Annotated in this window: 20 protein-coding genes; 12 read left to right on the forward strand and 8 right to left on the reverse strand. The window is 65.5% G+C overall.

What is annotated here, in order from left to right; genetic code table 11:
- Nucleotides 1–40: 40 nt before the first annotated feature.
- Entirely contained in the window at nucleotides 41–967 is a 927-nt protein-coding gene (locus tag B7G54_RS05900) for a LysR family transcriptional regulator (RefSeq protein ID WP_085038223.1), read from the reverse strand.
- A gap of 116 nt (nucleotides 968–1083) precedes the next feature.
- Between B7G54_RS05900 and pobA the strand changes: the two genes are divergently transcribed.
- The 7 genes from pobA (at nucleotide 1084) to B7G54_RS05935 (ending at nucleotide 8023) form a co-directional block, all read left to right on the forward strand.
- Nucleotides 1084–2316, forward strand: a complete 1233-nt coding sequence (gene pobA / locus B7G54_RS05905; protein ID WP_085038224.1) for a 4-hydroxybenzoate 3-monooxygenase — start codon at nucleotides 1084–1086, stop codon at nucleotides 2314–2316.
- Nucleotides 2317–2458: 142 nt separating this feature from the next.
- Nucleotides 2459–3172: a 3-oxoacid CoA-transferase subunit A gene (locus B7G54_RS05910; protein ID WP_085038225.1), complete on the forward strand. Its 714-nt coding sequence runs from the start codon at nucleotides 2459–2461 to the stop codon at nucleotides 3170–3172.
- An 18-nt stretch (nucleotides 3173–3190) separates the two neighbouring features.
- On the forward strand, nucleotides 3191–3847 hold the full coding sequence (locus B7G54_RS05915) for a CoA transferase subunit B (protein WP_085038226.1): 657 nt from the start codon (nucleotides 3191–3193) through the stop codon (nucleotides 3845–3847).
- An 88-nt stretch (nucleotides 3848–3935) separates the two neighbouring features.
- Nucleotides 3936–5294, forward strand: coding sequence for a 3-carboxy-cis,cis-muconate cycloisomerase (locus B7G54_RS05920; RefSeq protein ID WP_085038227.1), 1359 nt, complete (start codon nucleotides 3936–3938; stop codon nucleotides 5292–5294).
- Nucleotides 5295–5307: 13 nt separating this feature from the next.
- The gene (gene pcaD, locus B7G54_RS05925; RefSeq protein WP_085038408.1) at nucleotides 5308–6093 is read left to right on the forward strand and encodes a 3-oxoadipate enol-lactonase; all 786 of its coding nucleotides are present in this window, start codon (nucleotides 5308–5310) and stop codon (nucleotides 6091–6093) included.
- 10 nt (nucleotides 6094–6103) lie between these two features.
- Nucleotides 6104–6490, forward strand: coding sequence for a 4-carboxymuconolactone decarboxylase (pcaC, locus tag B7G54_RS05930; protein WP_034206288.1), 387 nt, complete (start codon nucleotides 6104–6106; stop codon nucleotides 6488–6490).
- A gap of 174 nt (nucleotides 6491–6664) precedes the next feature.
- Nucleotides 6665–8023, forward strand: a complete 1359-nt coding sequence (locus B7G54_RS05935; RefSeq protein ID WP_085038228.1) for an MFS transporter — start codon at nucleotides 6665–6667, stop codon at nucleotides 8021–8023.
- A gap of 123 nt (nucleotides 8024–8146) precedes the next feature.
- Here the strand turns inward: B7G54_RS05935 and B7G54_RS05940 are convergent, their stop codons facing one another.
- From B7G54_RS05940 to B7G54_RS05955, 4 genes are all read right to left on the reverse strand, one after another.
- Nucleotides 8147–8395 (reverse strand): hypothetical protein, encoded by a 249-nt coding sequence (locus B7G54_RS05940; RefSeq protein WP_085038229.1) that lies wholly within the window; start codon nucleotides 8393–8395, stop codon nucleotides 8147–8149.
- 107 nt (nucleotides 8396–8502) lie between these two features.
- The gene (locus tag B7G54_RS05945; protein WP_085038230.1) at nucleotides 8503–9120 is read right to left on the reverse strand and encodes a LysE family translocator; all 618 of its coding nucleotides are present in this window, start codon (nucleotides 9118–9120) and stop codon (nucleotides 8503–8505) included.
- A 300-nt stretch (nucleotides 9121–9420) separates the two neighbouring features.
- Nucleotides 9421–9870: a hypothetical protein gene (locus tag B7G54_RS05950; RefSeq protein ID WP_085038231.1), complete on the reverse strand. Its 450-nt coding sequence runs from the start codon at nucleotides 9868–9870 to the stop codon at nucleotides 9421–9423.
- 239 nt (nucleotides 9871–10109) lie between these two features.
- Nucleotides 10110–10715: a TetR/AcrR family transcriptional regulator gene (locus B7G54_RS05955; RefSeq protein WP_085038232.1), complete on the reverse strand. Its 606-nt coding sequence runs from the start codon at nucleotides 10713–10715 to the stop codon at nucleotides 10110–10112.
- 110 nt (nucleotides 10716–10825) lie between these two features.
- On the opposite strand from B7G54_RS05955, the gene B7G54_RS05960 reads away from it, so the two are divergent.
- From B7G54_RS05960 to B7G54_RS05975, 4 genes are all read left to right on the forward strand, one after another.
- Nucleotides 10826–11881, forward strand: a complete 1056-nt coding sequence (locus B7G54_RS05960) for a sugar phosphate isomerase/epimerase family protein (protein WP_085038409.1) — start codon at nucleotides 10826–10828, stop codon at nucleotides 11879–11881.
- A 31-nt stretch (nucleotides 11882–11912) separates the two neighbouring features.
- The gene (locus B7G54_RS05965) at nucleotides 11913–12797 is read left to right on the forward strand and encodes an alpha/beta fold hydrolase (RefSeq protein WP_085038233.1); all 885 of its coding nucleotides are present in this window, start codon (nucleotides 11913–11915) and stop codon (nucleotides 12795–12797) included.
- A 2-nt stretch (nucleotides 12798–12799) separates the two neighbouring features.
- Nucleotides 12800–13867, forward strand: coding sequence for an alpha/beta hydrolase (locus B7G54_RS40205; protein ID WP_425266454.1), 1068 nt, complete (start codon nucleotides 12800–12802; stop codon nucleotides 13865–13867).
- 225 nt (nucleotides 13868–14092) lie between these two features.
- On the forward strand, nucleotides 14093–15322 hold the full coding sequence (locus B7G54_RS05975) for an MFS transporter (protein ID WP_165765546.1): 1230 nt from the start codon (nucleotides 14093–14095) through the stop codon (nucleotides 15320–15322).
- Nucleotides 15323–15349: 27 nt separating this feature from the next.
- On the opposite strand, the gene B7G54_RS05980 is transcribed toward B7G54_RS05975, so the two are convergent.
- Genes B7G54_RS05980 through B7G54_RS05990 form a run of 3 tightly spaced genes read right to left on the reverse strand, consistent with a single transcriptional unit; the run spans nucleotide 15350 to nucleotide 17819 of the window.
- Complete coding sequence (locus B7G54_RS05980; RefSeq protein WP_085038235.1) at nucleotides 15350–16084, reverse strand: polysaccharide deacetylase family protein; 735 nt, start codon at nucleotides 16082–16084, stop codon at nucleotides 15350–15352.
- Nucleotides 16085–16107: 23 nt separating this feature from the next.
- Nucleotides 16108–16674, reverse strand: a complete 567-nt coding sequence (locus tag B7G54_RS05985) for a hypothetical protein (RefSeq protein WP_244289259.1) — start codon at nucleotides 16672–16674, stop codon at nucleotides 16108–16110.
- On the reverse strand, nucleotides 16674–17819 hold the full coding sequence (locus B7G54_RS05990) for a glycosyltransferase (RefSeq protein ID WP_085038236.1): 1146 nt from the start codon (nucleotides 17817–17819) through the stop codon (nucleotides 16674–16676). Before B7G54_RS05990 ends, B7G54_RS05985 begins: the two co-directional genes overlap by 1 nt.
- 603 nt (nucleotides 17820–18422) lie before the next feature.
- Here B7G54_RS05990 and B7G54_RS05995 point away from each other — a divergent pair.
- Nucleotides 18423–19727 (forward strand): dicarboxylate/amino acid:cation symporter, encoded by a 1305-nt coding sequence (locus tag B7G54_RS05995; protein WP_085038237.1) that lies wholly within the window; start codon nucleotides 18423–18425, stop codon nucleotides 19725–19727.
- The last annotated feature ends 30 nt before the right edge of the window (nucleotides 19728–19757 follow it).

Below are 19757 nucleotides of genomic sequence, written 5' to 3' on the forward strand. Positions count from 1 at the left end.
TTGTTTCATGCTTTCGCGGGTCGTGCGTGAGGCCTGGCGCTCACTTCGGCCATTCGTCCTGCTCGTCGTTGAACAGCGACGCGACGACGCCGCGCAGCCACGCGGTGCGCGGATCGTTGTGGTACTTGCGATGCCAGTGCTGCTTCAGGTCGAAGCGCGGCAGTGCGAGCGGCGGCTCGACGGGCACGATGAACGCGTGCTCGGCCGCGTACGCATAGCCGATCGCATGCGGCACCGTCGCGATCAGGTCGGTGCGGCTCAGGATGAACGGCAGGCTCATGAAGTGGGGCGTCTCGAGCACCGCGCGGCGCTGCATGCGCTGCTTCGCGAGATATTTCTCGAGTACCTCCTGGCTGCGGCCTTCGGCGCGCACCACCGCGTGCCCGCACGTGAGGAACTGCTCGACCGTGAACGGCGGCGCCTGTTCGAACGGATGGCCGCGCCGCATCAGGCAGACGAACCGGTGCGTGAACAGCCGCTGCTGGAAGAAGTTGTTGCCGTCGAGATCGGGGAAGTAGCCGATCGCCAGATCGATCGAGCCGGCTTCGAGGCCGCGCCCGACTTCGTCGTGCGCGAGCGAGACCGAGCGCAGGTTCGCATGCGGCGCGCGCGTCGCGAACGCCTGCAGCAGCTTCGGCAGGAACACGATCTCGCCGACGTCCGACAGCGCGATCGAAAACGTATGCGTGCTCGCGGCCGGATCGAAATCGTGCGGCGCAACGAGGCCGCGCTCGATCTGCGCGAGCGCGTCGCGCGCAGCCGGCAGCAGCGCGAGCGCACGCGGCGTGGGTTCCATCCCGCGCGACGTGCGCACGAACAGCGGATCGCCGAAATACTCGCGCAGGCGGCCGAGCGCCGTGCTCACGCGCGGCTGGCTCACGCCGAGCAGATCGCCCGCGCGGCTCACGTTGCGCGTGTCGTCGAGCGCGACGAGGTAGGGAATGAGGTTCAGATCGAGCGATTCCATTACCGGGCCAATATCTTTAAAACGTATACAACATATCTCCAGAATCGCGTTGCCGCATAGTCGGGAAAGCGCTCAAATGGGTTCCATTACTCGAACCAAAGTTCTGGAGACGAACAATGCGCACCCAAGTCGCGATCATCGGCGCCGGCCCGTCCGGCCTTCTGCTTTCCCATCTGCTGCGCCTGCAAGGCGTCGATTCCATCCTCGTCGAAGCGCGTTCGCGCGAATACTGCGAGAACCGCATCCGCGCCGGCGTGCTGGAACAGGGCACGGTCGACACGCTGAACGAAGCCGGCCTCGGCGACCGGATGCGTCGCGAAGGGCTCGAACACCACGGCATCGAGCTGCTGTTCTCGGGCCAGCGCCATCGCATCGACCTGTCCGAACTCACCGGCGGGCGGGCGATTACCGTCTACAGCCAGCACGAAGTGGTGCGCGACTTGATCGCGGCCGGCGTCGAGCATGGCCACGCGATGCACTTCGAGGTCAGCGACGTCGCGTTGCACGACGTCGAAGGCGAGCACCCGTTCGTCACGTTCAAGCATGCCGACGGCCGCGAAGACCGCATCGACTGCGACTACATCGCCGGCTGCGACGGCTTCCACGGCATCGCGCGCCAGACGATTCCGGCCGAGCGGCTGAACACGTTCGAGCGCGTCTATCCGTTCGCGTGGCTCGGCATCCTCGCCGACGCGGCGCCGTCGCTCGACGAGCTCGTCTACGCGCATCACGACAACGGTTTCGCGCTGTTCTCGATGCGCTCGCCGACGGTCACGCGCCTGTACCTGCAGTGCAAGCCCGACGAAGACCTCACCGAGTGGTCCGACACGCGGATCTGGGACGAATTGCACACGCGCTTCTCGAACGACACGGGCTGGACGCCGACCGAGGGCCGGATCACGCAGAAAAGCGTGACGCCGATGCGCAGCTTCGTGTCCGAGACGATGCAGCACGGGCGCCTGTTCCTCGCCGGCGACGCCGCGCACATCGTGCCGCCGACCGGCGCGAAGGGGATGAACCTCGCGGTGGCCGACGTCCGCGCGCTGTCCCGCGCGCTTGGTGCGCGCTACCGCAACGGCGACGCGACGCTGCTCGACACGTATTCGGCGACCTGCCTCGAACGCGTGTGGCGCGCCGAGCACTTCTCGTACTTCATGACGAACATGCTGCACTCATCGCCGGAAGACTCGCCGTTCGTCAATCGCCTGAAGTTTGCCGAGCTGAAATACGTGACGCGCTCGCGGGCCGCCGCGCAGTCGCTCGCCGAAAACTACGTCGGGCTGCCGTTCGACGACGCGACGGCCCCCGAGGGAACCCGCCTTGACAACGCGCTGTGCGCGACTCTATGATCGGCCCATCGTTCGCTAATCGAATCTAGGTTCGAATAGCGAACAAAACCGGGATCGACATCGGCCCCGGCGCGACACGCGGCACGCGCGTGTCCCCTCGACAGGCCGCGCATCGAGCCGCGGGTTCGTATCAGGAAGAGACATGGTCAACAAGATTTTCGAATCGCTTCAGTCGGCGGTGGCCGACATTCACGATGGCGCGACAATCATGATCGGCGGCTTCGGCACGGCCGGCATGCCGTCCGAGCTGATCGACGCGCTGATTGAACAGGGCGCGCGCGACCTGACGATCGTCAACAACAACGCCGGCAACGGCGAGACGGGCCTCGCGGCGCTGCTGAAGGCGAAGCAGGTGCGCAAGATCATCTGCTCGTTCCCGCGCCAGAGCGACTCGCAGGTGTTCGACGGGCTGTACCGTGCCGGCGAGATCGAGCTGGAACTCGTGCCGCAGGGCAACCTCGCGGAGCGCATCCGTGCGGCGGGCGCCGGCATCGGCGGCTTCTTCACGCCGACCGGCTACGGCACCAAGCTCGCGGAAGGCAAGGAAACGCGCGTGATCGATGGCAAGCCGTATGTGTTCGAGACGCCGATCCACGCCGATTTCGCGCTCGTGAAAGCGTACAAGGGCGATCGCTGGGGCAATCTCGTGTATCGCAAGACCGCGCGCAACTTCGGGCCGATCATGGCCAGCGCCGCGAAGGTCGCGATCGTGCAGGTGTCGGAAGTCGTGCCGCTCGGTGCGCTGAACCCGGAACACATCGTGACGCCGGGCATTTTCGTCCAGCGCGTCGTCGAGGTGCCGCAGGCCGCGCACGCGGCCGAGCTGGCCGCCGAACACGCATCGCAAGCCGCCTGACCGCCTGAGGAGACCGACATGAAACGACTGACCCGCGATGAAATGGCCAAGCGCGTCGCCCAGGACATCCCCGAAGGCGCGTACGTGAACCTCGGCATCGGCGTGCCGACGCTGGTGGCAAACCACCTCGACCCGAGCAAGGAAATCTTCCTGCACAGCGAGAACGGGCTGCTCGGCATGGGCCCCGCGCCCGCAGCCGGCGAGGAAGACGACGAACTGATCAACGCCGGCAAGCAGCACGTGACGCTGCTCACCGGCGGCGCGTATTTCCACCACGCGGATTCGTTTGCGATGATGCGCGGCGGCCACCTCGACTACTGCGTGCTCGGCGCGTTCCAGGTGTCCGCGACCGGCGACCTCGCGAACTGGCATACGGGTGCGCCCGATGCGATTCCGGCGGTCGGCGGCGCGATGGATCTCGCGATCGGCGCGAAGCAGGTGTTCGTGATGATGGAGCACCTGACGAAGCAGGGCGAAAGCAAGATCGTCGCGCAGTGCTCGTACCCCGTCACCGGCGTGCAATGCGTGAGCCGTATCTATACGGATCTCGCGGTGCTCGACGTGACGGCCGACGGCCTCGCGGTGAGCGAGATCTTCACCGACCTGTCGTTCGACGAACTGCAGAAGCTGACCGGCGTGCCGCTGATCGACGCGACGCAAAAGGCCGCTGCCTGAACCTCAAGCGTGCCGGCGCGTGCGCTAGCGCGCATGCCGGCACGCTTGGGTGGACAATAGGCGCACGCCGTTTCCCCAATCTGATGCCATGCTCGAAGACAGCGCCCGCCTGACCTCCCTCATCTGCGGCACCGAGCCGCTCAACTGGATCTGGTCGCCCCGCGCGACGATCCAGCGGATGCTCGACGTCGAGGCCGCGCTCGCGCGCGCGCTCGCCGCGCAGCAGGTAATTCCCGCCGCCGCGGTCGCGCCGATCGAACGTGCGTGCGACGCCGGCCGGCTCGACGCCGACGCGCTCGCGCACGGCGCGGCGCTCGGCGGCAACCTCGCGATTCCGCTCGTCAAGCAGCTCACCGCGCAGGTGAAGGCCGACGACCCCGAGGCCGCGAAGTTCGTGCACTGGGGCGCGACGAGCCAGGACATCATCGATACCGCCACCGTGCTGCAGTTGCGCGACACGCTCGACGTGCTCGAGCCGCTGCTCGACGAAGCGTGCGCGTCGCTTGCGACGCTCGCGCGCACGCATCGCGCGACACCGATGATCGGCCGCACGTGGCTGCAGCAGGCGCTGCCGATCACGCTCGGCCTGAAATTCGCGCAATGGCTCGATGCGCTGCTGCGTCATCGCACGCGCTTCGCCGAATTGCGCGAGCGTGTGCTCGTGCTGCAGTTCGGCGGCGCGGCCGGCACGCTCGCGAGCCTGCGCGAGCAGGCTGCCGGCGTCACGGCCGCGCTTGCGGCGGACCTGAAGCTCGCGGCACCGGCCGTGCCGTGGCATACGCAGCGCGACCGCATCGCGGAAGCCGCGTCCTGCTTCGGCATGCTGACGGGTACCCTCGGCAAGATCGCGCGCGACGTGTCGCTGCAGATGCAGACCGAAGTCGGCGAGCTTGGCGAGCCTGCCGCCGCCGGCAAGGGCGGCTCGTCGACGATGCCGCACAAGCGCAACCCGGTCGGCTGCGCGGCCGTGCTGACGGCTGCCGTACGCGCGCCGAACCTCGTCGCGACGGTGTTCGCGGGGATGGTGCAGGAGCACGAACGGGCACTCGGCGGCTGGCAGGCCGAATGGGAGGCACTGCCGGATCTCGCGCGCCTGACCGGCGGCGCGCTTGCGCAGATCGCGCAGATCGTCGCGGGCCTCGACGTGAACACCGAACGCCTTGCGGCGAACCTCGACCTCACGCGCGGGCTGATTCTCGGCGAAGCGGTGATGCTCGCGCTCGGCGACAAAATCGGCCGGCTCGACGCGCATCACGTCGTCGAACATGCATCGAAGGAAGCCGTGCGCACGGGCGCGACGCTGTTCGACGTGCTCGCCGCCGATGCGACCGTGTCGGCGCATCTGTCGCGCGATGCGCTCGCGCGGCTGCTCGATCCCGCTCATTACGTCGGCGAGGCGCAAGCCTACGTCGATGCCGTGCTCGCGCTGCACGCGGGCGCGCAATAACCAGGAGAACAAGATGCCTTTCGCCACTGTCAACGGCGTGAAACTGCATTACCGGATCGACCGTGCCGCGCGCGACGACGCGCCGTGGCTCGTCTTCTCGAACTCGCTCGGCGCCGACCTGCAGATGTGGGCGCCGCAGATCCGTCCGCTCACGCAGCATTTCAACATCCTGCGCTACGACACGCGCGGCCACGGCCAATCCGATGCGCCGGCCGGTTCGTACACGGTCGAGCAGCTCGCCGGCGACGTGATCGGCCTGCTCGACCACGTCGGCATCGCTCGCGCGCATTTCTGCGGGATCTCGATGGGCGGGCTGACGGGCGCAGCGCTCGCCGCACGCTTCCCGTCGCGCATCGTTCGCGCGGTGCTGTCGAACACCGCCGCGAAGATCGGTTCGCCGGAAGTGTGGGTGCCGCGTGCGCAGAAGGCGCGTGCCGAAGGGATGGCCGCGCTCGCCGACGCCGTGCTGCCGCGCTGGTTCACTGACGCGTTCGTCGAGCGTGAGCCGCGCCTGTTCGACGCGATCCGCGACACCTTCGTGCATACCGACAAGGACGGCTATGCGGCGAACTGCGATGCGCTGAATGCAGCCGACCTGCGCGAAGAGGTGAAGGGCATCGCGCTGCCGGTGCTGGTCGTGACCGGCGCGAAGGACATGTCGACGCCGCCCGACCAGGGCCGCGCGCTTGCCGCCGCGATTCCGGGTGCGCAGCACGTCGAATTCGACGCCGCGCATATTTCGAACATCGAGTGCACCGACGGCTTCAACCGTGCGCTGCTCGATTTCCTGACTGCGTGAGGCACCGGCGATGGATGACCAGGAACGTTATGAAGCAGGGATGAAGGTGCGTCGCGCGGTGCTCGGCGACGCACACGTCGATCGTTCGCTCGAGAACCGCACCGAGGTGACCGACGAATTCCAGAACCTGATCACGCGCTATGCATGGGGCGAGATCTGGACGCGCGACGGCCTGCCGCGCCATACGCGCAGCCTGCTGACCATCGCGATGATGGTGGCGCTGAACCGTGGCGAGGAGCTGGCGCTGCATCTGCGCGCCGCGCGCAACAACGGCGTGACGCGCGACGAGATCAAGGAAGTGCTGCTGCAGACCGCGATCTATTGCGGCGTGCCGGCCGCGAATTCCGCGTTCCATCTCGCGGACAAGATCTTCAAGGAGCAGGATGCGGCCGGTTAGGCACCGGCTGTCGTTCGATCCCGAGTCGACGCCCGCTGATGGTTGGCGGGCCGTCGACGATGAATGAACGCGCCGGCAGAGCATCGGCGCGCGGCGTACCGGATGGCCGGTGCGCGAACAAAGGCGAGACGCGGTTCCGAGGCCGCGTCGCTTAAATATATCAGGAGACTCGCGATGAATCGCGCACCCGTGGTCGATGTCCAGACCTTCATCAACGAGCAGCCGTTCGGCGGCTTTCAATGGCTCGTGTTCCTCATGTGTTTCGTGATCGTGCTGCTCGACGGCTTCGATACGGCCGCGATCGGCTTCATCGCGCCGTCGCTGCTCGGCGAATGGAACCTCACCAAGCCCGATCTCGCGCCGGTGCTGAGCGCCGCGCTGTTCGGCCTCGCGTGCGGCGCGCTCGTGTCGGGCCCGCTGTCCGACAAGCTCGGGCGCCGCTCGCTGCTGCTCGGCTCGGTATTCCTGTTCGGCGTCGCATGCCTGATGTCCGCGTTTTCGACGACCATCGGGCACCTGACGATCCTGCGTTTCATCACCGGCGTCGGGCTGGGTGCGGCGATGCCGAATGCGGTCACGATGATGGGCGAGTTCTGCCCGGACAAGCGCCGCGCGACCGTGATCAACCTGATGTTCTGCGGCTTTCCGCTCGGCGCCGCATTCGGCGGTTTCCTGGCTGCATGGATGATTCCGCATTTCGGCTGGCGCAGCGTGCTGATCCTCGGCGGCGTGACGCCGCTGCTGCTCGGCATGCTGTTGCTGCTGAAGATGCCGGAATCCGTGCGCTTCATGGTCGCCAACGGCCACGCCGTCGACAAGATCCGCGCGACGCTCGCGCGCATCTCGCGCGATGCGCTGAACGCCGGCTCGTTCGCGATGACCGAAGCCGCGCCGCAGACCGGCAGCAAAGGCCTCGGCGTCGTGCTGTCGCGCTCGTACCTCGTCGGCTCGGTGATGCTGTGGCTCGCGTACTTCATGGGGCTCGTGATCTTCTACGCGTCGATCAACTGGATGCCGATCCTGCTGAAGGATGCCGGCCTGACGCCGAAGAGCGCAACGCTGATCTCCGCGCTGTTCCCGCTCGGCGGTGTGGGCGCCGTGCTGTGCGGTGTGCTGATGGACCGCTTCAACGCGAACCGCGTGATTGCCGTGTGCTACGCGCTGACCGCGCTGAGCGTCTATGCGATCGGGCAGGCGGCGGGGAATGTGGGGCTGCTCGTGCTGGTCGTGTTCGTGGCCGGCGTGCTGATGAACACCGCGCAATCGTCGATGCCGGCGCTCGCCGCCGCGTTCTATCCGACCGAAGGGCGCGGCACGGGTGTCGCGTGGATGCTCGGCGTCGGCCGCTTCGGCGGGATTGCGGGATCGTTCCTCGTCGCCGAACTGACGCGCCGGCATTTCTCGTTCGCGGGCGTGTTCGCGACGATTGCCGTCGCGGGCGTGTTCGCGTGTGTCGCGCTGCTGATCAAGCAGATGGCGCGGCCGCATGGCGTGACGCAGCCGGCGAGCAAGATCGAATCGCTCGGGCATTGAGCGAAGCGCGGGCCGGGGCAATACGCCGGCTCCGCGCGGGTTGCGGTTGGTCGGAAGACGGCCGACGCGTAACAGCAGACCGGGCCGCGTCAGCGGCCCGTTGATTTTACGGCCGCGGCGCCGTTACTCCTCCGCGTCGTGTTCCTTGACGAAGTTGCGCAGATACGCGCGCAGCGCGGCCTCCCGGCTGCGATGATCGGCGAGGTTCGCGGCGCCCATGTCTTCCTCTTCGCCGAACATCGTCGGCGGCGCGCAGTAGATGCCGATCTCGATGTCTTCGCGCAGCACACGAATCTCGTGCGTGAGCGGGTGATACTCGGCGATCCAGTGCATCCCTTCGATGTGTTCGCCCGCCCTCAGCAGTGGCTTCATCGGCACTCTCCCGGCAGCAGCGGCGCAACCGGCCAAGCGGTTGCGCGCGCCCGTACCAAAAGGGTACGCCTGCATTGCACGAATCTCAACGGGCGCGCTGTGAGTGCTCACTGCGGCAGCAGGTGTGCGATGAGGGGGTACAGCGACAGGATCAGCAGCACGGCCATCGTCACGTTGAAGATGCGCAGCGCGCGGGGATTCGACAGGAAGCGGCGCAGGCCGAGCCCGAACGCGGCCCACAGGCTGATGCACGGGAAGCCGATCAGGATGAACACGACGGCCATCCACGCGGCGTTCATGCCATAGTCGGCGGACAGGCGGATCGTCGTCGCGGCGGTCAGCACCATCATCCATGCCTTCGGATTGATCCACTGGAACGCGGCGGCTTCGATGAACGTCATCGGCCGCGGCTTGCCGCCTTGCGCCTTCACTTCGCCGGACGTGCCGATCCGCCATGCGAGGTACAGCAGGTAGGCGACGCTCGCGATTTCGAGGATCGTGTAGAGAAGCGGGAGGCGCTTGAACACCTCGCCGAGCCCGAAGCCGACGCAGAGCATCAGGATCGCGACGCCGATGCTGATGCCGAACAGGTGCGGCATCGTGCGGCGGAACCCGAAATTGACGCCGGACGCGAGCAGCATCGTGTTGTTCGGGCCGGGCGTGATCGACGTGACGAGCGCGAACAGCAAGCCGGCGGGCAGCGCGCTCAGGGTGAGGAATTCCATCGTGGATTCTCCATTCGTGTTCGAGACTTGAATGGAGTCAGTGTAGCGACGGTTTTCTGTACAGTACCGGTACAGTTGTGCTGGTGGGTGCCGGTACGGGGAGGGAGCGGTGTGCTTGGCGATGGTGGAAGTTTGTTGCCTTTCGAAAAAGATGTCTTCGGTCTGAAGATGTCGTCGTTGAAGAAGGGGGGAGCGATGGTTGGTCTCTGCCATATGTTCCAGGCCGGAAGTTTCGCTATCGCGGCACCAAGGTGGTGCGCGGCGGAGCGCTGGCCGCAATGGAGATATCGAATACCGCACCTAGATGATTCGATTCCATGAACCGTTTTCCGCTTTCTCAGGCTCGACGAATACCCAAATCGAGCGGCAGAAGGTGCAGCGACAGCACATTGCAGAACCCGTCGAATCGGGGCCTTCGGAGGAAAAATGAGGTTCAGGAATTTCGGAGAGGACGCCGTTTGCGATGGCCGCGTCGCGTCGATGGATGTATTGCTGATACTCCTGACGTGATACGAATGCTTTGGGCTCGCCGACACCGAGACAGCGTATGCAGGCTGGAAGCAGACGCGCGATCGCATAGTTGCTTTGCGCTTCACTCCCTCGCTTGAGTTTCAGCAATTCACCGCGCGGGATTTGTGCATCCACACGCGTTCTCTCGCCGTCAAGCCACACGCGGAGCTGATGCAGATCGATATCTCGTTCGCGATAGCGGCGGAGCATGTTCTGGATGTCCTGGTCCACTGCGGTCATGCACCTGATTTTCGACCGGCGTCGTCCGGCTGAAACAGCGTTATGAAGCGCGATCCCACATGCGTGAACATTCCCAGCGGTGGAGACGTGCCGCGAGAGGCTTGCCTCGTGGCCCGCAAGATCATGATATACCCGGTTTCTGGCGTGCTCATAACCGGAGCGTGACGGTGATACAGCGTTCGCAGTCGGCTTCCGAGCGGCGACATGAACGTTGTGCGCGTGAGTCGGGGGGGGGGGCGTCACGCCCCGTCACGCACAGCCATTGCGAGCGGCATCATCGCCGGCCCGATGGAGGCGAGCAGGCGCTCTTTCGATACCCCGTCGCGGGATTGAACGGAAATGCCGTGCAGCTGTGTCGCATAGAAATCGGCCAGCGCCTTGATGTCGGTGCCACGTGCGAGCTGCCCCTGCTCGGCGGCAAGCTGCAGGCGCTCGGCGATCGACTGTGTGCGGGCACGCCGATGGGTGGCCAGCCATTCCATCACGCCTTCGTTCTCGGCCGAGTAGTTGGTCGCGGCGGAGACCACCATGCAGCCGTGTGGCTGGCCTCGCCGGGTATAGGCGGCGACGGCATCGCGCAGCATCCGTTCGACGGCCGCGCGGACATCGGTCTCCTCGCCGAGCGCGCGATCGGCGAAACCGCCTTCGCCTTGCTCGTAGAGCGCCACGGCCTCCTGGAACAGAGCTTCCTTGCTGCCGAAGGCAGCATAGATGCGCGCTGACGCGATGCCCATCGCTTCGACCAGGTCGGACATCGACGTGCCTTCGTAGCCGCGTCGCCAGAACGCAAGCATCGCGCGTTTCAGCGCCATGTCGCGATCGAATTCTCTCGGTCGTCCCGCCATATCCCTTTCGTCCGTCGTCACATCGTGCGCCGATTTTATCGCGCGCCGTGTTGACACGCGCCGTTCGCGTATTTTATTCTTTGTCGATCAACAAACAATAGGAGTTGATCATGCGTACCCTCAAGGGCCCCAGTCTCCATCTCGCGCAGTTCGCCGACGATGCGGCGCCGTTCGACAGCTTGCCGAATATCGCGCAATGGGCGGCCGGCGTCGGCTTCAAGGCGCTGCAGATTCCCGCGTGGGACGGCCGGCTGTTCGACGTGGAGACCGCCGCGGACAGTCAGGCCTACTGCGATGACGTGAAGGGCATGCTGGCCGAACAGGGGCTGGAGATCAGCGAGCTGACCACGCACATCTTCGGGCAACTGGTTGCCGTGCATCCGGCGTACGACGCGATGTGCGACAACTTCGCGCCCGAGGCGGTGCGCGGCAACCCGGCGGCGCGCACCGCATGGGCGCTGGATCGGCTCGAGCTGGCAGCGCGGGCTTCCCGCCGCCTGGGGCTGACCGACATGGGCACTTTTTCGGGCTCGTTCGCATGGCCTTACCTGTTTCCGTTCCCGCAACGGCCCGCCGGCCTGATCGAGACGGCCTTCGATGAACTGGCGCGCCGCTGGCGGCCGATTCTCGACGCCTGCGATGAAAACGGCGTCAACCTCTGCTACGAGATCCACCCGAGCGAAGATCTGCACGACGGCGTCAGTTTCGAGCGTTTCCACGCGCTGGTCGGCCAGCACGCGCGCTGCAAGATGTTGTTCGATCCGAGCCATTTCGTGCTGCAGCAGCTGGACTATCTGGCGTACATCGATATCTACCGCGAGCACATCCGCATGTTCCATGTGAAGGATGCCGAATTTCTGCCTTCGGGCCGCCAGGGTATTTACGGCGGCTACAGTTCGTGGCTCGAGCGTGCCGGCCGCTTCCGCTCGCTCGGCGACGGCCAGGTCGACTTCAAGGCGATCTTTTCGAAACTTGCTCAGTACGACTACACAGGATGGGCCACCCTCGAATGGGAATGCTGCCTCAAGAACCAGGAGGACGGCGCGCGCGAAGGCGTCGCATTCATCAACGACCACATCATCCGGGTGACGGAGCGCATCTTCGACGACTTCGCCGGTGCCGCGGTCGATCAACAGCAAATCCACGACATGCTCGGCATCGCCTGAGCCGTTTCCCCCATTGCCAGGAACAATCGATATGTCCGCTCAACTTCAGTCGTCGTCAGGCGACTCGCAAAGCTTTGGTCACCAATACGTACGCATCGACGGCCAGCGCCTCCATTGCGTCACGGCCGGTGCAGGCACCCCGGTCCTGCTGATTCCGGGATGGCCGCAAACCTGGTACGCATGGCGTCACGTGATGCAGGCGCTCGCCGCGCACGGTTTCATGGCTGTCGCGGTCGATCCGCCAGGCACCGGCTATTCCGACCGGCCGGATGCGGGTTACGACACGGGGCACACGGCGGCGACGTTGCATCGCGCGATGGTGCAGCTTGGCTTCGATGTGTATCAGGTGGTGGGCCACGACGTCGGCATGTGGGTGGCCTATGCGCTGGCGAGCGACCGACCCGACGCGGTGAAGTCGCTGGCGCTCACGGAGGCGGTGATCCCCGGGCTGGCGCCCGCACCGTCGATCTTTGCCCCGCCGGAGGAGAACATCTTCCTGTGGCATTTCATGTTCAACCAGCTGGCCGATTTGCCCGAGACGCTGATTGCCGGGCGTGAACGGGCCTATCTGGAATTCATGTTCAACCGCTGGTCGTTCCGGCGCGATTGCGTGGCCGTCGATGTGTATATCGACGCCTATGCGGCGCCGGGCGGCTTGCGCGGCGGCTTCTCCTACTATCGCGCGATTCCGGAGACGATCCTGCAGAACCAGGCACGGGCGCAGCGCAAGCTGGCGATGCCGGTGCTGGCCGTCGGCGCCGAACATGCCACCGGCGATGCGCCGCTGGTCACCATGCGCGATAACGCGACGGATCTGCAGGGCGCGGTCGTGCCCGACTGCGGTCACTTCATCATGGAAGAGGCGCCCGACGCATTCATCGGCCATCTGCTGCCGTTCCTGGAGCGGAGCCGCTGAACATGCCGATCGACACCAACATTGCCGCGCTGCTGGAGCAATTGGCCCTGGTCGAGCCGCCTTCGTCGCTGGACGCGTTGCGGCGGGCGACCGATACGGCACTGCAGGGCTGGCATGGACCGCTGGAAGCGGTCGACCGTATGGAGACCTTCGCGGTGCCGACGCGCGACGGGCGGCAGATTCGCGTGCGGGGCTATTGGCCACTGGTCATTTCGCAGAGCGCGGCACGCCAGCCGGCGATCGTTTATGCACACGGCGGCGGGTGGTGCCTCGGCACGCTCGAGGTTTACGACAATCCTTGTCGCGCGCTGGCCAACGCGACGCAATGCGTCGTGCTGTCGGTCGATTACCGGCTGGCGCCTGAGCACCGGTTTCCGGTGCCGTTGGAAGATTTCTGCGATGCGCTGGACTGGGTATTCGGCGAGGCGGCCAGGCTGGGGCTGGACCCGGCGCGCATTGCCGTCGGCGGCGACAGTGCGGGAGGAAACCTCGCGGCGGCGGCCTGTCTGGTCGCACGGGAGCGGGGCGGCCCGCCGATCGCGCATCAGCTGTTGCTGTACCCGCCGCTGGATGCGTCGATGAGTGCGACGTCCTATCGGACTTTGGGGGCAGGGCTACTACCTGACGCAAGACATCATGCGGTATTGCTTCGACCTGTACCTGACCGATCCGGCCGACGGCAGCTCGCCCTGCGTGTCGCCGCTGAGGGCGGCTTCGCTCGAGGGCGTGCCGCCGGCCACGTTGCTGGCGTGCGAGTACGATCCGGTGCGCGACGATGCGCACGCGTATGCGGAGCGCTTGCGGGAGGCCGGCGTGCCGGTCGATTGCGTCGTGTTGCCGGGGATGATCCATGCGTGCATCCATATGGTCGGCGTGACGGCGGCAGCGCGCCAGGTGTTCGACGTGGCTGGAGCGCAGATGCGCAGGGCTTTTCAGCGGTGAGCGCGTTGCATCGCGTGGATGGTCGTACGGTCCGGCGGTCGCGCGATATCAGGAAGACCGATGCGCTTTCCGTGGTGTCGACGAACTTCCTGTTTGACGGGCCACACAGTCGACGGTCGACGTATTGACGCCCGACAGCAGGTTGTCTAGATTCGTCACATGAACGCACTCTTCGTCACGACCACGACTACCACCACGACCGCCAATGGCGGGCCGGGAGGAGGTTGCGCGTCGTAGGTCAGTGTGTCGAACCCACCCCAAGCCCCGCCGGAAACGGACGGGGCTTTTTTCATGCACCGTCTGGCCGGCATCGAACGTCAGCGGAGAACATGATGGATGATTGCGATCGCCGGGTGTCCGGCGCCAGAGTCGACCCGTTTCGCCGGAAACGCAACAACCCGGCCGCATGGCTCACCGGCATCGCGGAAGGCGTACCGACGTCGACGCGGATCCTGCTGATCTTCCAGTTCCTGGTGAATCTGTCGGTGTTCGGGTCGCTGCCGCTGCTTGCTGCGTTCCTGGACTTGGAGCGCCATCTGGACGCGAGCAGCGTCGCCAGCGTGCTGACGGTGAATCTGCTGGCGAGCCGGCTGCTGCCGCTGGTGCTGGGTGCGTCGACGGATCGCTTCAGCAGCCGCGTGCTGACCACGCTCGGCCTGCTTTGTCGTGCGGCGGGATTCGCCGGATTCGCGTTTGCGCAGTCGCTTCCGGGCCTGTTGATGTGGGCATGCCTGTCCGGGCTCGGTGCCGCGCTTTACGAAACGACCGCGTATTCGATCTTCGGCTCGCTCGATGGCCCCGTGCGTCCCAAGGTATTCGCGCTGAACAATCTGGCGCTCAATCTCGGCGCGTTGATCGGTCCGGCGCTGCTGATCGTCGTGCCGAACACGAACGGGGCACTGCCGTTTCTGGTGAGCGGCGCGGTCTTCACGGCGCTTGCACTGATTGCCCCGTGGATCGCGGGGCGAAGAAGGCGCAACACAGTCGCGTTGCACCCGCTGCGCGGTGTGCTGGTCGCGTTTGGCGACAGGCGGTTTCGCCGGCTTTGCTGGGCGCTTGTCCCGTTCTGGACCGTGTACACGCAGATTTACGTATTCATCCCGTTGACCTTTTCGCATGGCGCACGCGGCTATAACGGCGTGAGACCGTTCTACATCACGAATGCGTTGATCGGAATCGCCACCGCCTGGCTCGGCATGGGCTGGTTTCAGCGCACGAACTGGCGCTCGATGATGGTGATCGGGCATGCCGCATTGTGCGGCTGTTTTGCGATGGCGGCACTGCTGTTCGCCCGCGATCGGGGCGTGGATGCGTCGCTGGTGATCCTGATCGTGATCGTCTTCACGTTTGGCGAAAGCCTGATTCTTCCCGCGTCGAATATTGCGCTCGCCGACCTGACGACGGATGGCAATGCCGGTAGCTACTTCGGTGCGTCGGCGATTTCGTGGGCGATCGGCGGGATGCTCGGCAATTTCATCGGCAGCATCGCCGCAGGCTGGACGGTGCTCGCGCCGGCATGGATCCTGTTCATGGGAATCGCGCTGGCCGGCCTGCTCGCATTCTGCCGCGGGCAGCCGGAATAGCCGTGGCGACGGCCGATGCCGCGTGAATTACCTGCGCCTCTGAACTCGCGCCTTTGCACACTTGAACCACAGCCGCACCGCACCGACACCGCCCGCCACCGGAATTCGCGGCAACAGGAACGGATCGTCGGACGCATCGGCGCAGCCGCGCCGGGTTGTCGTCGCGTTGCGGTAGCCGGCGGCGGCGACCTGATCGCGGACGCGCGGGTCCAGATCGCCGTACGGGTAGCAGAACGATTCGACGGGCCGGCCGCTCAACGCTTCGAGCCGCCGCTTCGATTCGGTGACTTGAACCTCCGACACGTGTGCCGGCGCGTACGACAGCGCGACGTGATCGAGCGTATGCGAGCCGATTTCATGGCCGTGGTCGCGCCATGCGAGCATGTCCGCGCACGTCATGAGCGGCGAGCGTGCGGTATCGGCCCCCGCATCCCAGTCGTTCTCGCCGCCGAACCGGCCGGCGACGAAGTAGCAGGTCGCGGTGAAGCCGAGCTCGTCCAGCACGGGCATCGCATGCGTCAGCACGTTGAGAAAGCCGTCGTCGAATGAAATGCCGAAGACCTTCCCGCGGCGCTCGCCGCGCAGGTACGGCTGCAGTTCGCGCACGCTCAGGCCGCGGTAGCCGAGCCGCTTGAAGAGCGTCATCTGGCGGCGGAATGCGTCGGGCGCGACGCTCAGGCCGCGCAGCCGGTCGGGCGGCGGCGGCAGCGTGCGGATCTGGTGATACATCAGGATCGGGTGGCGCGTGGCGGACAGCAGCATGAGCGGGGCGCGAGAACGGGGCGTTACGCGGCCTTGCGGAAAATCCGCAGGGTCTTGAAGTCGCCGATTTCGACGAAATCGGCATTCGCCGCCCATTGTTCGATGATCGGCTCGGCCTTCCGGTAGGCCGACGAACCCTTGTAGAACAGCAGGTGGCCGTCGCGCGCGGTATGGCGTGCGAACAGGTCGAGCACTTCGGCGTCGGTCTTCGCGCCGTAGCGACTGTTCGTCTCGTCGCGGAATTCGCACAGATGGAACAGCGTGACGACGTCGAACGCCGGCAGCAGTTCCGAATTGCTCGTATAGATGTCGCCGAAATAGGCCAGGTAGGTCTTGCTCACCTCCGGCTGCCGCGTGACGAGATCGACGTACGACTTGTATTCCTTCGGCGATGCGGTCACGCCGAAGACGGTGTTGTTCAGGTGCGGCCGCGCGCATTCCATGCCGACATGATGGTGGCCGCCGGTGCCGAAGTGATAGATGCGGATGCCGTTGAGGCGCGCGGTTTCCAGCCATTCGACGAAGTGCACGTCACACGGGCACTCCTGTGTGCGCAGGTCCCAATACTTCTTCCAGATGTTCATTGCCATTAAACGGACCTCAAGGATGTCACCCAACGATAGGGGTTGTGTCGAATCGATTTCTGATAAACGGACGACGTCGCATCGACGAATCGTTCGAACGAGAACTCGCGCTTGCCCTTCAGCCGCGCGCTGCGTCCCATCGCGCGCACGCACCCGGGCTCGCGCACGATCGCGCGCAGGATTTCCTCGATCGCTTCGGGCTCGCGCGGCGGGACGACCCAGCCGTCCACGCCCGGCTCGACGTTCTCGGGCAGCCCGCCCACGCGCGTCACGATTGCGGGGCAGCCGAGCGACATCGCTTCGCGGCACGCATACGACAGGCTCTCGTGGTACGACAGCACGAACGACACGTCGATGATCGAGAACGGTGTCCGCACGTCGTCGAGGCGGCCGGTGAAAACGGTACGCGTTGCCATGCGGTGCCGCGCGATCTGCTCGCGTTGCTCATCGGACGGCTCCGCGCCGACCAGCAGCACGCGAAACCGCTCGCGCTCGTGTTCGGGCAGGCGGCCCAGCGCGGCGATCAGGTCCATCCAGCCTTTTTCCGGCGCGGTGCCGGCGCTGCTGCCGAGCACGATCGCGTCCGCGCCGGACGGCCCGAACAGCGCGATCTTGCGGCGGCGAATTTCGTCGACGGCCAGGCGTTCCGCGGCCTGCCGGCGCACGCCATGCTTGACCACGGTGACGTTTCCATACGGCGACCGGAGCGCGAGCATGCCCGCCACGTAGTCGCTGACCGCGATGGTGTGATCGGTTGCCAGCCGGGCGCGCAGCACGTTGCCGAAGCTGTCGGCGCGATAGGTGTTGTGCTTGGTGAGCACGACGGCGGGCCGATACCGGCAGCCGAGCGTCGCGAGCATCACCTGCCGGTGATCGGCGGACCCGTTGACGTGGATCACGTCGAAGCGCTCGGCGACGATCCGCTGGCGCAGCCGGACGATTTCCTGGCACAGCCGGTTCCAGCGCGGCTTGAATTCCATGTCGAAGATGGCCACGTCGGGACTGTCGCTCAACAGTCGCGACAGGCGGCTGCCTTCCGGCGACGCGACGGTCACGCGATGATGCCGGCTCATCGCGGCGGCGAGATCGCGGACGTAGGTGTCCTGGCCGCCGCCGTAGTCGCCATGGAAGTTGGTATACAGAATGTTCATGACGATGCCGCCTTTTCTCGATCATTCATTTGAAAGGACTGCTGAGAAAATGAATGCGTGAACCCGTGAAAGCAATGATTCGCACCCGGTTCCGCGTTGCCGGTGCGTGATTGCGCGTCGACGCCCGAGCATGGCGGCAACGCGAATCGCTTCCAAATATTACAGACGCATTACGTACCGTAGTGTCAAGGTCTGCGCATCTTTGTGAGAATGTGTCGCGATCGTTTGCGGTGTCGTCACGCCATGTGGCGCCGACGGGGAGCGCGGGGAGGTCCGGCGCTGCAGCTGCCTGCCGCCGGCGCGTGAGCCATGGCGATCCCGGCGTGAACGGCGATGCGCCCGGTGTCCCCGCCGGCCGCACGGGAAGCGGGCAGGATCACGACAAAACCCGACTTTTCGACGACATCCGGACGCAGATCAACCCGGCCGACTTACAGATTTGAAAGCCGGGGTGCCATTTGCGTTAGAATGCCCCCCCTGTCCGCCATGGCGACCGCCAACGGCGGACCTGTCGCACCCAGAGAGACGTGGGTTTCGATTCGTAGCCGGGCGCGAAAGATGTGCCAGCCGTTAGCAACATACGCTTTGTGATTTGGATTACTAATGAAGAAGAAGCACAACATCACCAAGTACATCGTTGTCGCGATGATTCTTGGTATCGTCGTGGGTTACGCCTGTCATAGCGCGTTTCCCGACCCGAACATGGCGAAGGAAGTCGCCGGCTACGTGTCGTTGCTGTCCGACGTGTTCCTGCGCCTGATCAAGATGATCATCGCGCCGCTGGTATTCGCGACGCTGACCGTCGGCATTGCGCAGATGGGCGACGGCAGCGCGGTGGGCCGCGTCGGTGTCAAGGCGTTCGGCTGGTTTTTCATCGCATCGTTCACGTCGTTGCTGCTCGGCCTGCTGACCGCCACGATCCTGCAACCGGGCAGCCATCTGAGCCTGTCGCTGCCGGCCTCCGATGCGGCCCTCGGCCTGAAGACGGGCGCGTTTACGCTGAAGGACTTCGTGGTCCACCTGGTGCCGAAGTCGATCGCCGAAGCGATGGCGAACAACGAAATCCTGCAGATCGTCGTGTTCTCGATCTTCTTCGGCACCGCGCTGTCCGCGCTCGGCGAATCGGGCAAGCGCCTGACCGGCGTGATCGACGATCTCGCGCAGGTGATGCTGAAAGTGACGGGCGCGGTGATGTGGTTCGCGCCGGTCGCGGTGTTCGCGGCGCTGGCGTCGACGATTACCACCCAGGGGCTCGGCATCCTGCTGACGTTCGCGAAGTTCATGGCGAGCTTCTATCTGGCACTGGCGCTGCTGTGGGGCGTGCTGACGCTCGCCGGCGTGACGTTCCTCGGCAAACGTGCATTCACGCTGATCCGGCTGATTCGCGAGCCGTTCCTGCTGTCGTTCGCGACGGCAAGCTCCGAAGCCGCGTATCCGAAGCTGCTCGACGCGCTCGACCGCTTCGGCGTGAACCGCAAGATCTCGAGCTTCGTGCTGCCGATCGGCTATTCGTTCAACCTCGACGGCTCGATGATGTACTGCACGTTCGCGGTGCTGTTCATCGCGCAGGTGTACGGCATCCATTTGCCGCTGGGCACGCAGATCACGATGCTGCTGATGCTGATGGTCACGTCGAAGGGGATGGCGGGGGTGCCGCGCGCGTCGCTGGTCGTGATCGCGGCCACGCTCAACCAGTTCAACATGCCCGAGGCCGGGTTGCTGCTGATCATGGGCGTCGACATGTTCCTCGACATGGGGCGCTCGGCCACCAACGCCGTCGGCAACTCGATCGCGGCGGCCGTGGTCGCCAAGTGGGAAGGGCAGCTCGACGATCCGCGCGACGACAACGATCCGGACAGCGGACGCGCCATGCAGGTGAAGGTGCCGGAGACGTCGGCATCGGCGTGATGTGCGGCGGTGCAGCAGCGCCACGATAGT

Source organism: Burkholderia puraquae (assembly GCF_002099195.1).
GTDB lineage: Bacteria > Pseudomonadota > Gammaproteobacteria > Burkholderiales > Burkholderiaceae > Burkholderia > Burkholderia puraquae.